At 72.2% G+C, this 13,927-nt stretch carries 8 protein-coding genes; 2 read left to right on the top strand and 6 right to left on the bottom strand.

Annotation, left to right across the window (positions count from 1 at the left end):
• Positions 1-2 precede the first annotated feature (2 nt).
• Both OHA61_RS33460 and OHA61_RS33455 read right to left on the bottom strand, forming a co-directional pair.
• Complete coding sequence (locus OHA61_RS33460; protein ID WP_324985102.1) at positions 3-458, bottom strand: roadblock/LC7 domain-containing protein; 456 nt, start codon at positions 456-458, stop codon at positions 3-5.
• A complete protein-coding gene (locus tag OHA61_RS33455) occupies positions 455-3,310 on the bottom strand; it encodes a nitrate- and nitrite sensing domain-containing protein (protein ID WP_406306162.1) in 2,856 nt (951 codons plus the stop codon). The genes OHA61_RS33460 and OHA61_RS33455 overlap by 4 nt, the downstream gene beginning before the upstream one ends.
• A 420-nt stretch (positions 3,311-3,730) precedes the next feature.
• On the opposite strand from OHA61_RS33455, the gene OHA61_RS33450 reads away from it, so the two are divergent.
• Positions 3,731-4,171, top strand: coding sequence for a hypothetical protein (locus OHA61_RS33450; RefSeq protein WP_406306161.1), 441 nt, complete (start codon positions 3,731-3,733; stop codon positions 4,169-4,171).
• Positions 4,172-4,221: 50 nt separating this feature from the next.
• Here OHA61_RS33450 and OHA61_RS33445 read toward each other — a convergent pair whose 3' ends face one another.
• The 4 genes from OHA61_RS33445 to OHA61_RS33430 form a co-directional block, all read right to left on the bottom strand.
• Positions 4,222-8,985: a hypothetical protein gene (locus OHA61_RS33445; protein ID WP_406306160.1), complete on the bottom strand. Its 4,764-nt coding sequence runs from the start codon at positions 8,983-8,985 to the stop codon at positions 4,222-4,224.
• 33 nt (positions 8,986-9,018) lie between these two features.
• Complete coding sequence (locus OHA61_RS33440; protein ID WP_406306159.1) at positions 9,019-9,951, bottom strand: hypothetical protein; 933 nt, start codon at positions 9,949-9,951, stop codon at positions 9,019-9,021.
• A gap of 168 nt (positions 9,952-10,119) precedes the next feature.
• The gene (locus OHA61_RS33435; protein ID WP_406306158.1) at positions 10,120-11,655 is read right to left on the bottom strand and encodes a hypothetical protein; all 1,536 of its coding nucleotides are present in this window, start codon (positions 11,653-11,655) and stop codon (positions 10,120-10,122) included.
• 61 nt (positions 11,656-11,716) lie between these two features.
• Positions 11,717-12,469 carry a GntR family transcriptional regulator gene (locus OHA61_RS33430; RefSeq protein WP_406306157.1) on the bottom strand — a complete coding sequence of 251 codons (753 nt, stop codon included), beginning with the start codon at positions 12,467-12,469 and terminating at the stop codon, positions 11,717-11,719.
• Positions 12,470-12,629: 160 nt separating this feature from the next.
• Here OHA61_RS33430 and OHA61_RS33425 point away from each other — a divergent pair, with 160 nt between their 5' ends.
• On the top strand, positions 12,630-13,907 hold the full coding sequence (locus tag OHA61_RS33425; protein WP_406306155.1) for an MFS transporter: 1,278 nt from the start codon (positions 12,630-12,632) through the stop codon (positions 13,905-13,907).
• Positions 13,908-13,927: the final 20 nt, after the last annotated feature.

Raw genomic sequence — 13,927 nt, 5'->3', positions numbered from 1 at the left:
CCTCACCCTCCGGCGGTCTGACCGGTCCGTGGTGCGGTGGACAGGTGCACGCCGACCCGCTTGACCATGAGCGTCATTTCGTACGCCACCAGGCCGACGTCGGAGTCCGCGTCGGTGAGCACGGCCAGACAGCTGCCGTCGCCCGCGGCCGTGACGAAGAGGAACGCCTCGTCCAGCTCGACGACGGTCTGACGGACCCGGCCCGCCTCGAAGTGACGGCCGACTCCCTTGGCCAGACTGTGGAAACCGGAGGCGACGGCGGCGAGATGCTCACTGTCCTCGCGGGTGAGATCCCGCGAGGTGCCGGTTGCCAGGCCGTCGCTGGAGAGCACCAGGGCCTTGCGGATGCTGGCGACGCGGTCGACCAGCTCGTCGAGCAGCCAGTTGAGCTCGCCCGCCCCCTGTGTGGCGGGCCTGGCGCCCATGGAGTTGATTGCTGCGGCATGTGGTGCGGTCATCGACCGTCCCCCTCAGATGTCGTTCGTGGTGCGGTTTCGCCGGGGCCGGTGGCCTGGTCGGAGTGTCCGGCCTCTTCGGCGTTGTGGCGGCGGCCTCGCTGCCACCCTCGTTGCATGGAAGCCATACGGCTGCGTACTTGCTCCGCGTCCCGCTCGACGTCTCCTCCCGCGAACGGGGCCGGCGGCTGCCGGTCGGCGGCCGACTCCCTGAGCTGGTGGGCGAGGCTGGCCTGACGGACGCGACGGGGCAGGCCGTCGGGCCGCGGGGCCGTTTCGGCGGCGGGCTGCGGGATGGATCCCGGTGAAGGCGAAGGTGCGGCACCACGTCGGGGTGCGGGCGCCGGTGCGGCCGGGGCGGGTGCGGGCCACGGCCCCGGGCGCGGCTCGGGAGCCTGACGGGATCCCGGACCCTGGCGCAGCTCGGGAACCTGGCGGGATTCCGGCCCCTGGCGGGGCTCGGGGATCTGCCAGGGCTCGGGAGCGGGCGCGAGCGGCGGCTCGGCGGAGGCTCTCCCGGGCTCGCGGGCGGGAGCCGGGTGGGTGCGGCCCCGCTCGTCCACCCTGCGGCCGTGGTCGGTGACCAGGGTCGGCGGCTTGCGGCGGGGCAGCGGCACCGGGCCGGAGTTGCGCTCGGGCGTCTGGTCCAGCGCCTGCTGGTGCTGCTCGTCGGCACTCGCGCCCCGGCGATCGCGGGCCGCCCTGGGGCGGAAGATCCCGCCGCGCTCGCTCTCGGTGTCCTCGATGTCGGCGACGGAGTCCATACCGCTGCCGACCGGGCGGTCGTCGAAGCCCAACGAGCCGACCGGCGCCTCCAGTTCGACGGGCCCGTCGAGCAGCGGGGAGCCACCCAGGCCGGTGGGGACCTTGGCGAGCGCCGAGAACTTGCCGTCGCTGCCGCGGCGTCCGGCCGGGCTCTCGCTCTTGCGGTCGAGGCGGAAACCGGTGCCCTGGGTCTCGGGGGCCTCGGTGAGCAGGGCCGCGGGGATGAAGACGACCGCGGTGGTCCCTCCGTACGGCGAAGGCTGCAGCGAGACCCGGACGTTCTGGCGCTGGGCGAGCCGGCTGACGACGAACAGGCCGAGCCGGTCGGTGTCCGAGAGTTCGAACTCGGGGGTCTCCGCGAGCCGCAGATTGGCGTCGAGCAGCACCTCGGGGGCCATGCCGAGACCGCGGTCGTGGATTTCGAGGGTGAAGCCGTTGGCGACCCGCTCGCCGTGCACCTGGACCCCGGTGTGCGGGGGCGAGAACACCGTGGCGTTCTCCAGGAGTTCGGCGATCAGGTGGGTGAGGTCGGCGACCGCGGGGCCGCCGACGCCGATACGCGGAAGCCTGCGCACCTCGATGCGCTCGTAGTCCTCGACCTCGGCGACCGCGGCCCGTACGACGTCCATCAGCTGGATCGGTTTGCGCCACTGGCGGGAGGGGGCCGCACCGGAGAGGATCACCAGGCCCTCGGCGTGCCTGCGCATACGGGTGGTGAGGTGGTCCAGGCGGAACAGGTCCGCGAGTTCCTCGGTGTCCTCGGTGCGGCGCTCCATGGTGTCGAGGAGCGTGAGCTGGCGGTGCAGCAGGACCTGGTTGCGGCGGGCCAGGTTGACGAAGACCTCGGAGACTCCGCGCCGCATGTCGGCCTGCCGGACGGCGGCCTCGACGGCGGCCCGCTGAAGGGTGTTGAGCGCCTGGCCCGCCTGCCCGATCTCGTCCTTGTCGTATTCGAGTCGTGGTGCCTCGGTCTCGACGTCCACATGCTCACCGGCGGCGAGCCGGCGCATCACGCTGGGCAGCCGTACGCCGGAGACCTCGTGGGCCTCCTTGCGGAGGCGGGAGATGTCACGGACGAGGTCACGGCCGATGCGTACGGAGACGATGACGGAGACGAGGAGCGCGAGGAAGCCGAGGACACCGGCGACGCCCGCCTTGACGAAGACGCTGTACGCGGCGGGTTCGACGCGGTCCTCGTAGCGGACGCCCGCTTCCTTGGCCTCGCGGGCGAGGTCGGTGAGGACGGGTGTGGCCGCGGCCTGCCAGCGCCCGGCTTCGGAGGCGCCCGTCTCCTTGGTGGCGCCCACGGAGATCAGGCGCTCTTCGATGTCGCGCAGGGGTGCCGTCTCGGGGCTGCGCCAGTACTGCTCGTAGATCTCCCGCTCGTCGGCGGGCAGGACCTCGAGATTGGTCTCGTAGTACAGCTTGCGGTTCGCGATGAAGTCGGAGAGCGCGCGGATCTCTTCGGCGGTGATCTGGCCCGTGGTCAGCGCGGAGGCGATCAGGGCGTCCTCGCGGGAGAGCATTTCCGTGGCGCGGACGAGACCGACGAGAGCGCGGCCCTGGCGTTCCAGCTCGACGTCGCTGAGGGCGTGGAGCGTCGTCAGGAAACTGAAGCCGGGATCGATGATGCGGTTGTAGAAGTCGAGCGCCTGCTTGCGGGAGATGGTGCCGGTCTCGACCGAGCGGCGCAGGGCACTGAGTCCGTCGAGGCCCTCGACGAGCGAGCGCAGTTCCTCGCGGGTGTCGGACCGCATGTCGTCGCGGACGCCGGCCTTGTTCATGTTCGCCGTGATCTTGGCGATGGCCTTGTCGGTGGCCTCGCGCTGGCGCCGCAGGGCGGGCAGGGCGTCGGAAGCACGCTGGTCCGCAAGGTAGATGAGCGTCTGGCGGCGCTCCTTCTGGACGTCGCCGAGGGCGTCCGCCACCGGATATCCGACTTCCTTGACGACGGTGGTGACGTCCAGGAGTTCGCTGGCCTCCCGACCGGTCAGTACGGTGGCGAAGCCCCAGAGGGCTGTCAGGGAGACAAGCGGCACCAGCAACAACGCCACGATCTTCCGGCGGATGGACTTCCCGCGAAAGCGCATGGCCTCCCCCTGCTCAACCCCCGCCCGGTGCGGGTGGTGTTCGGTCAACAAACGGCGCGAGCCTACTACTGTCACACAGACAACTCGAAGGCACGTCCGGACGATTTTCGGCCTACGACCGACGTGTTGATCATGAGTTGTCCCGGTATTCGGGGAGATGGCATTCCCCACGGTGTCGGACCACACCTGGCGGCACGTCATCTTTCGGACGGTGGGAGATGGCTGGAATTCTTCGCTCCGCGGGAATCATCGGGCCGGGTCAATCGTCACTCTGTACGGGGGCACGGGGGTTCGCCTGCACCGCGGGGTACATCGCATTCGGTTCGGCTCCGGTCCGCATTCGATGCGGAGGCCGGAGTAAAGCAGCGGAATCCGGGCAGCCACCCTGAAGTCGGACAGAGGTGGGGAGTGACAGGGTCCATGGACACGGACGAGCGTCGCGGCGCGGTTGGGGCGGCGAGTTGTGCGAATGTCCCGCGGCAACTCTGGGTGGAGGAGCCGGCGGTGCGGCGGCGCATGGCCGATCCGGTCCGTACGGCGGCGGTGCGCGCGGTCATCATCGCCTCGCTGACGTTGATTCAGGGAATGATCGCGTTTCTCTGCACGGTGGCCGGGTCGTGGCTGGCCTTTCCGATGGTGCTCAGCAGCGTCGGCAGCACGGTGGTGGCGACCTGGGCTGTGCTGGACGTATGGGTCACCCGCCAGGTCTGGAACCAGCGCCATGGGGTCGTGTCGGTGCCGAGCAGCACGGCGCGTCAGCTTCGCCGTGAGCGCCGCCGCGCGCGCCGGATGGCGCGGGCGGCGCAGCGGCAACCGGGGCGCGGCGCCAGACCCCGGTCCTCGATAGCCGGACGGGCCTGAATGTCCGGCGAGGGCCAGGTCCTGTCCGGTCGAAACAGGCCGGACAGGGCCTAGTCTGCGGCCGCGGGCTCCGGTGACGCCGGGGTTCGCTTGAACATGCGCGTCGCCGTGATTTCGCCGTGGACCGTCTCGCCCGAGGGGTCCTGTTGCGGCAGACCCGGGCGCAGATGTTCCTCGACACTGATGTATTTCAGGCCCGCGCGCAGATCCGCGTCATTGCGCAGCCGGATGACCAGCGGGAACTCGGCGAGAGCCGTGGTGTCGAAGAGCCCTGTCGTATAGAGCAATTGGACGCCCAGCGCATCGGAGACCGCCCGCTGGAGTTCCAGCAGATACGTCGCATTGGCGCGGCCGATGGGGTTGTCCAGGAAGAGCGTGCCGGCATGCCGGTGCTTGTCCCTGCCGCGGTCGTTGCTGCGCAGCGCCGCCATCGTGCAGTAGAGAGCGATGGCCGCGGTGAGCAGCTGGCCGCCCGAGAAGACGTCGCCCATCTGCCCCACCGGGACCCGCTCGGCGCGCAGCACCGCGTCGGGCTTGAGGATCTCGACGGCGACGCCCTTGGGCTGAAGCGCCGCCTGAACACCGCGCAGCAGCAGGGACATTCCGTCCCGCCGGCCCTCTCCGTAGGCCGCCGCCGAGTTCTTCTTCACCGCCGCGCGGGTCGCCTCGTCGATGACCTCGCCGAGCCGCTCGGCGAGCGTCGTCTGGTCCGGCTCCTCGAAGCGGATCCGCAGGAACTCCTGGCCGGACCACTCGCCCAGGCCCTCGGGAAGCCGGGACAGCCGCTGTGCCGAGCGGAGCGTCGTCAGCGCGGAGTCCACCAGACCGCGCAGCCGGTCGACGATGGTGTCGCGGTTGCGCTCCAGCTGCTCCAGCTCGTCGGTCAGTACGCGCAGCCGGGGCGCGAACGCCTCCGCCCACTTGGCTGCGTGCTCGGGCAGCGCGGCGGCGGGCAGTTCCCGGATCTGCTGGCGCGCGGGAGTGCGTACCTGCTCGTACCGGGTGGAGTTCGCGTGCCGGACAAGAATGTCGCTCGCTTCGCGCACCGCCGCCTCGGCGGCGGACAGGTCGGTGGCGCAGCCGCGCAGTGAGCGCCGGGCTTCCGCGGCGGAGTGCCGGGCCTCCTCCAGGCTGCCCGGGTACGGCTCGGGCGCGTCCGGCGGCTCCTCGTCGTGCTGTTCCCGCAGCAGGTCCCGCAGGAGCGCGGCGGTCTCGTCGAAGCCGCCTGCCGCGTCCTCGGCTGCCCGGTGGGCCTGAAGCAGGGCGGCGTGCGCGGCCCGGGCCGTCTCCAGCGCGTCGGTGCGCGATGCCAGTTCGCCCGTCGCGGTGCGCAGCAGGGCCTGCGCCTGCTCGGCGTCGGCCGGAATCTGATCGTCCGGGAGTCCGGTGTGCGACTCGCCGTCGGCGGGGGCCAGCCGCTCGGCCTCGCCGCGCAGCCGGCCCAGCTTCTCGCTGGCTTCCGAGGCGCGCGACTCCAGCATCTGTACGAGCGATTCGGCGCGGGCCGCCGCCGCCTGGCGGGAGGGACCGTCGGCGCCGTCCGTGCCCTCGAGGAGCTGGGCGGCGCGGGTACGGACCTTGTTGGTGAGCCGGTCGAGCTCGGCCACGGCGGCGCTCTCGTCGCTCTCCGCGCGGGCCTGTTCGGCGCGCAGGTCGGCGCCGACGCCGACCTTCTCGTACAGCTGGGAGGCCGCACGGTAGGCCTCGCGCAGGGTGGGCAGCGCGGCGCGCGGAGCGTCCTCGTCGGCCTCCGGCAGATTCTCGGGAGCCCCGGCGATCTCGGCCCGCTCGGCGCGCAGCGCGCGGGCGGTGCGGCGTGCGTCGTCTCCCGCGCGCTGGGCGGCGCGGCGGTCCTCGTCGGCCGCTTTGGCCCGTTCCAGGCAGGTCGTGGCCCTGGCCTCGGACTCGGCCGCGTCGTCGGCCAGTTCGCGCAGTTTCACCTGCCAGCCCGCTCGCTCACGCAGCCGGAAGGCCAGGCCCGCGAGTGCGTCGGCGGCACGGCGGGCGCGCTGGGCGGCCTCCTGGCGCTCGTCGCGCACGCGGGCGGCGTCGGCGGCCGCCTCGTCCGCCTCGGCGCGTGCGGTGCGGGCCTCGGCCAGCGCCTCCCGCGCCTCCTCGGCGGCCTCGCGGGCGCTCTGCGCACCCTGTGCGAGCTCGGCGAGCATGCCGGGCGGGCAGTCCGCACGCCACGAGCCGAGCCGGGCGGCGATCGAACGGTCCCCCGCGAGCCGGGCCGCGAGCGCGCGGATCTCCTCGTCCCGCGCGGTCGCCCGGGCCCGCAGCGCCTGGCGCTCCTCGTCGGCCGCGTGCTCGTCGTGCATGGCCGGGTTCGGCGGTACGAGGAACACGTCCCCGTCGCCGCCGGCACCGGTGCCGGGACCGGGCACGGGTGCGAGCAGCGCGGCTGCCGTTCCGACCGCGACGGCCGAGCGGGGCAACAGCGCGGCCCCGGTCAGGACTTCGCGTGCGCGGGCGTGCGAGGCGGGGTCGGTGATCACCACGCCGTCGACCAGCTCGGGCCGCGCGGCGAGGACCGCTGCGTGGTCGGCCGGGTCGACGGCCTGCGCGAGATAGCGCCAGCCGGGAAGGGCCGGGACGCCGTGCTCGCCGAGGTACTCGACGGTCGCGAGGACGTCGGGCCCCGGCGGCAGCAGCCCGCCGTCGCCGAGCGCGCCCAGGATGCGGGCGTCGTCGGCCGCGGCGGTACGCAGATCGAAGAGCTGCCGCTCGGCCGAGGCGACGTACTGGTCGAGCAGCTCGCGCAGCTCGTCGGCGTAGCCGTCCAACTCTTCGGCGGTGAGAGGCCCTTCGCCGGCGCGCAGGGGCGCGTCGGGGCGGCCGTCGACGTTCGGAGCACGCCCGGTGTCCGCGGCCCCATGGTCTTCGGCGCCGCCGGGCGCCGGGGCAGGCCTCGAGGCCGCGTCAACGCCGGTGCCACGCCGCGGTGAAGGCACCGCCGCGTGCACCGTCGGCGGCAGGCTCAGCAGCTCCGTCAGTCGTTCGTCCTGGGCGATCGACTCCGCGGCACGGCGCTCCGCCTCGTAGGCGCTGTCCGCCGCCAGCGCCGCGTCCGAGGCGCGGGCCGCCGCGAGTTCGGCACGGGACTCGGCCGCGGCTGCCTGACTCGCGCGGTCAGCCGTCGTGCGACCGGCCTCCCGTGCCGCGTCCCATGCCGCGACCGCTGTCTTCTCCGCGTCGCTGGCCGCGAGCGCGGCGCGCGCCGGGTCGGCGTCGGGTGCGGTGTCGTCGAGCCAGCCCGCCCGTACCGCCTCGGCGGTCTCCTGCTCGACCTCGCTGAGCCGTTGGCGCAGATGGCCGATCTCGCTGCGGGCGCGCTGAGCCTCGGTGGCTGCGGCCGTCGCATCGCGGTGAGCCGATTCGCCCTCCTCCTGGAGCGCCGCGGAACGCTCCTCCTGCTCGTTGGCCAGCCGCTCACCTTCCTCCGCGGCCCAGTGCAGCGCGCGGACGAGGTCGGCGGCGGCACTCGCGCGGGCGGCGAGTGCCGGGGCCGCGTCCCGTTCCGCCTCGCGGATGGCCACGGCGACGCGCGCGGAACGGTCGGAGGCGGCGCGGTGGCGCAGTACGGCCTCCGCCGCCTGCCAGGCGGCGTGCAGAGTGCGCGCGTCGGTCAGTTCACGGCGCTGGGCCGCGGCGCTCTTCTCGGCGACCGTCAGCGCCAGCGAGGCGTGCCGGTAGGCCAGTTCGGCGGCGATGAGCGAGCTGCGGCTGCGCGCCTGCTCGGCCTCGGTGACGGTGTGGGCGGCCGAGGTGACCTGCTGGGCGAGCTCGGCCGTACGCCCCCGTTCCCCTGCCGCGCGCGCGGAGAGCCGGCGGACGAGCGTACGCGTACGGCGCTCGGCGCCCGCGTGGATGTCCCGCGCCCTGGTCCGCGCTTCGGCCGCCTCGACGATCCGGCCGAGCAGGTCGGCCGAACCGGCGGTGAAGTCGCGTTCCGCGGTCAGTTCGGCGCGACGGCCGAGCTTGTTGCCGAAACTGCTGACGAGGTCGGCGAGTCCGTCCGTGTCACGTGTGTCGGTGACGGCGCGCAGCAGCAGATCGGTGAAGTCGGAGTCCTTCTTGACGGCGAAGAGACCGGCGGCCTCGCCCTCGTCGGCGTTCATCTCCCGCTGGTAGCGGAACAGTTCGGGGTCGAGTCCCACATCGCCGAGGTGCTCGTTCCAGCGGTCGTGGATCTCCTCCCAGTAGACGTCGAGGTGCGGATACGCCTTGCCCGCCTCGGTGATGGCGTCCCTGAAACCCTTCATCGTGCGGCGGCGGCCCTGCGCGCCGGACGAGCCCTCGACGGGCCGGCGGACGGCGGTGGACTCGGCGACGGGCAGCGAGTCGAGGCTGAGCCCGGGCCCCGGGCGGAACGAATACCAGGCTTCCGCGAACTTCCGCGGGTCGTTGGAGACCTGACGGCCGCGCCACTCGCTGACCTTGCCGACCACGATGAGCTCGCCGGTGAGCGTGTGCTGCCACTCCAGGGCGACGTGTCCGCAGTCGTCGGCGAGGAGGAACTTGCGCAGCACGCCGGAGCTGGCACCGCCGAGGGTGTTGCGGTGGCCGGGCAGCATCACCGAGAAGATCAGCTTGAGGAGTACAGACTTGCCGCCGCCGTTCTCCAGGAAGAGCACGCCCGCGGGGGCGGGGCGGCGCGGCGGACCGACCGGTTCGTCCTCGAAGAACTCCGCCTGTGCGGGGGCGGGATGGGGCACGGGCTCACCCACGCCGCGCAGGTCCAGCACGGTGTCGGCATAGCGCGCACCGGCGGGCCCGATGGAGTAGAGGCGTACCCGGGACAGCTCGTACATGGCGGCGGACTCTCGTAAGTGGCAGGTGGGGGATCAGGCGTGGAAGGGCAGGCCCGCGTCGGCGGCCAGCTCCAGGTCGTCCGCGTCGGGCGGCGGCAGGAGCGTGGCGCTGCCGTCGCCGACCGGTACGACGCCGAGTTCGAGCAGTTCGGCCATGGCCGCGCTGCCCGCCATGTCGCGCACCTGCAACTGGTAGCGGGCGGTGGTGCGGTACGCGCCTCCGGCGTCGTCACCGGTCCGCTGGAGGAAGCCGGAGTCGGTGAGGAACGCGACCGCCTTGCCGACGATGCCGGTGGTGGATCCGGCGAGGCGGCGGGCGTCCTTGGTGGCGCCGGTGGCGCTGCGCCGGGCGTAGATCCGCCAGGCCGCCTCCAGGCCGGGTGCGCCGGTGGCCGGGTCGGTGTTCTCGCCCTGTGCGTCGGCGCGCTCCTCCAGGCGGCGGCAGGCCTGGCGTACGAAGGCATCGACGCCGTTGACCGTGAGGCGGCCGATGTAGGCGTCGTCGGCGAGATCCTCGGGGCGGGGAAACGCCATGGCGGCGACGGCGAGATGGGCCAGCCCGTGCAGGAAACGGTCCGCGGAGTCGGCGGAGGCGCGGCGAGCGTAGTCGCCCATGCGGACGGCGAAGACGGAGTCCTCACCGGCAGCCACCGCCATCCCCGCGCGCGGGGAGACTTCGAGGACGACAAGGCCGAGGCCGGTGGCGACGGCGTCGGCGAGCCGGGCGAAGGCGGGGTCTTCGCGGTAGCGGCGCAGGAGTTCGGCGTACTCGGCGTCGCGGGCGGGCAGCAGTTTGGGCTGCAGCCCGAAGGAGACGAGGCGGGCGGCGTCGGCGGCGTCTGCGGGGGTGACGGCGGCGGTGGCGGTGGCCGGTGCAGGCGATGCGGCGGTCTCGGCCGAGCCGGTCGGATCGCGGTCGCGGTCGCGGTCGCTCCACGCGGTGGTCGGTGCGTGGTCGTCACTCACTGGAGGGTGCTCCTTGCTGCGGACTGCTGGTGTGCGGTTCGGGTTGCCTGCGGCAGGCCCACGCGGCGGAGCCGCAAACTGGGGCTTCGCCCCAGACCCCGTATGCGACCTTCGGCCGCATGTCCTCAAACGCCGGACGGGCTGAATGTGCGGCCCCCCATGTCGTATTCACGCCGCCTCCGTGCGGGCCGCCGTCATGCCCGCCGCGTCCAGCAGGGCCGTGCCCACGACCAGGTCCGCGCCGCCGAATTCGGGGTCGTCCAGTTCGGTGCCGTCGTCGACGGCGAACAGGAGCCGTTCCTCGCCCTGACGGTAGGCCGTGCCGACCGGGGGGCTTGCGGCGTGGATGGCCAGGAGCGCGACCAGGTACGGCAGTTCGGGGTCGCGACGGCGCGCCTCGGCGAGCAGGCCGGAGAGGCGGCGCGGCGCGTCGTGTTCCAGGTCGAGCAGTTCCATCGCGCTCGCCAGCTGCTCCTCGCTGAAGCGACTGTCGTCGGGCGTGGCGATCAGGTCGGGCTCGGGCATCTCCGCGCCCAGGTGTTCGCGCTCCGCCGGCGGCGTGAGCAGCATGTCGACCAGATCGCCGACCCGTACGGACGACGGCGTGCGCAGCCCTGTCCCACGGGCGAAGAACGCGTCCGTGACACGGATCGCCGCCTCGACGGGCAGCGGCAGCAGCGGGGCGAGAAGCTGTCCGTACAGATCGAGACCGCTCCGCGCGGTGGGGCGGGCAAAGGCCTGGCGGTCCTGTTCGGCGCGGAACAGCGGGCCCGCCTCCAGGAGCCGGGACTGCAGCTGGGTGTGGCGGCGGATGCAGTCCTTGACTATGTCGACGAGTTCGGCGGCGCGGCGCTTGTGCTCGGGGTCCTCGGCCTCGTCGCGCGCCTTGCGGATGTTCGTCAGGATCGCGTTCTCGTGGCGGTAGCGGTCGGCGACATGGTCGAGCGCCTCGGCGATCATGTCGGGCACGGCGTTGAGCCAGTCGACGGCGCGCACATTGCGCCGGGTGGCCTCCAAGGTCCTGCGCAGCGTCTCGGCGTACTGCACGGTCCGGTATCTGGCCTGCTCGGCCGCGAGCTGGGCGTCGGCGAGCCTGCCCCGGCTGATCAGGACCTCCAGCTTCACCTCGGCGGCGATCTGCGCGCTGGTGACATCCGTGTCGAGCGCGCCGACCAGGACGTTGACCGCTTCGTCGGTCGTACGGAGATAGACGCTGCCGCCGTATCCCGGCACTTCCTCGATGAGCTTGAAGTCGTAGTCACGGCGGGTGTAGACGCCGTCGGGGCCGAAGGTGCCGTAGACCGCGCGGAAGCCACGGTCCACGCTGCCCACGTTGATCAAGTTCTCCAGCACCCAGCGGGCGACCCGCTCGTGTTCGGCGGCCGGGCGCCGCGGGGCCTGGGCCGCGACGCGCGGCAGGAGCCTCGCCACTATCTGGTCGTGGTCGGCGCCGGTGTCGAAGTCCATGTTGAGCGTGACGAGGTCGATGGCCGCGAGGGCGACCTCCGCCATCGCGTACACCGTGTACTCCCCCGCGAGATTCGCCTTGCGGGTGTCGAGGTCATGCAGCGGTGCGGTGCACGCGAGCGCGCGAAGCCGCCGCGCCAGCCCTTCGTCGGCGGCCGGGCCCTGCGCGGGCCGCGGCCCCGCGCTGAGCTGGGGCGGAACGAATTCCGTCGAGGCAGTCGAGGCAGGCGAAGTCACGCTGAACAGATTAGGTCCTCGCACTGACAACGGTCGAAACGGCGCAGAAGCGACCGTCCGGCTACGCTCCGTCCGCGCGCCCGTCCATGTCCTCGCCCTCGCCCTCGTCGCGGTCCTCGTCGGCGACGAGATGCGCGTATGTCTCCACCATCTGCGTCCGTGAGTCGTCCAGGTAGTCGGCCAGCAGCCGCTCGGCCGCCGACCGGTCGCCCGCCCGGAGCGCTTCGAGGATCGCCCGGTTGCGTACGAGATAGGGCTGGTGAAGCCGCCGCGGGTTGTCCACCACATGGAAGGCGAGCCGCAACTCGGCCAGCACACTGCGCATCAGCTCGTCGGTGCGCGCGCTTCCGGCGAGCGCGACGAGTTCGCGGTGGAAGTGGATGTTGGCGGTCGAGACGCCCTTCCAGTCGCGCTCGCGCTCCGAGCGCTCACCGCCCGCCACGGCCGTTTCGAGCTCGTCCAGCGCGTACGGCGGCTCTCCGAGCCCGTGGACGACGGCGCATTCGACCAGCTGTCGGGTGCGGTAGATGTCCACGACGTCCTGCACGGCCAGCATGCGGACGAATACCCCCCGGTTGAGCTCGTGGACAAGCAGCCGCTCATGGGTCAGCAGCCGGAAAGCCTCGCGAAGTGTGTTGCGCGAGACGCCGAGCGCCTTGCCGATGCTCTCCTCCGAAAGGCGTTCTCCCGGCGGGAAATAGCCCTCCGCGATGCGGGTACGCAGGATGTCCGCGACCCTCTCCGCCGTGCTGGTGCGACCCAACAGCGGGCGGTCGTCCGCCAGTCCGCCGATCCCGGGCTCCGTCGTCCCCACAACGCCCTCTCTCCTCGCCGGCCGCTCCCGCCGACGTGCGAAGTCCATCGTAGAAGCAAGAACCACCCTGCAGGACTCTTGTCGGATCGTTCAACAATCCCCTACCTTGGCTTCACCGCACAGTCTCGACAGCACCCTCCTCCCCCTCTGCGAGGTGCAGATGAGTACGATCCGGACACAGCCGAAGCAGGGCGAACTCCCCGAGGACACCGGCGCGTTCGCCTGGCTGAAGGCTCTCGGCCCACGCGGCCGCCGCGCATTCGGTGGCGCGTTCGGCGGGTACGCCCTCGACTCCTACGACTACTTCACGCTGCCGCTGAGCATGGTCGCGATCGCGGCGTACTTCGGTCTCGACAACGGACAGACCGGACTTCTCACCACCGTCACCCTGGTCGTCTCCGCGGTGGGAGGCGCCCTGGCCGGCGTACTCGCCGACCGCGTGGGCCGGGTCAAGGCGCTGATGCTCACGGTGATCACCTATGCGGTATTCACCGTTCTGTGCGGATTCGCCCCCAACTACGAGACGCTGCTGGTCTTCCGCGCCCTGCAGGGACTCGGCTTCGGCGGCGAGTGGGCCGTCGGCGCGATCCTGGTCGCGGAGTACGCGAGCGCCAAGCACCGTGGCCGCACTCTCGGCGCCGTCCAGAGCGCGTGGGCGGCGGGCTGGGCGCTCGCCGTCATCGTCTACACCCTGGTCTTCCAGTTCCTCGACGCCGACACCGCCTGGCGCGTGATGTTCTGGACCGGTGCGCTGCCCGCCCTTCTGGTGATCTACGTACGGCGGAGTGTCAGCGACGCCCCCGAGGCGGCCGCGCGGCGCGCCGCCAGCACCGAACGCGGCTCCTTCCTCGCAATCTTCAGGAAGGACCTGCTGCGCACCACGCTCTTCGCGACCCTGCTGTCCACCGGCGTCCAGGGCGGCTACTACACGCTCGCCACCTGGGTGCCGACATATCTGAAGACCGAGCGGGGACTCACCGTCGTCGGCACCGGCGGCTATCTGGCCTTCCTGATATCCGGCGCCTTCATCGGCTATCTGACCGGCGGTTATCTCACCGACCGGATCGGCCGGAAGAAGAACATCGTCCTCTTCGCCGTGCTCTCCGCCTTCGGGATCCTCGCCTACACGAACATCCCGTCCGGGGCGAACGGCCTGTTGCTGCTCCTCGGCTTCCCGCTCGGGTTCTGCATGTCCGCGATCTTCAGCGGTTTCGGTTCCTTCCTGAGCGAGCTGTATCCGACGGCCGTGCGCGGCACCGGCCAGGGGTTCACGTACAACTGCGGCCGCGGCGTGGGCGCGTTCCTGCCCACTCTGGTGGGCTACCTGTCCGACAGCTGGGGCGTGGGCGGCGCTCTGGTCCTCGGCGCGGTGGGCTACGGGATCGCCGTGCTGGCGCTGCTCGGGCTGCCCGAGACCCGCGGGAAGGAGCTGCTGTGACCACGGTCCAGGGCGTGAGT

Source organism: Streptomyces sp. NBC_00885 (assembly GCF_045207475.1).
GTDB lineage: Bacteria > Actinomycetota > Actinomycetes > Streptomycetales > Streptomycetaceae > Streptomyces.
This window is presented reverse-complemented; position numbering and strand designations above follow the sequence as displayed.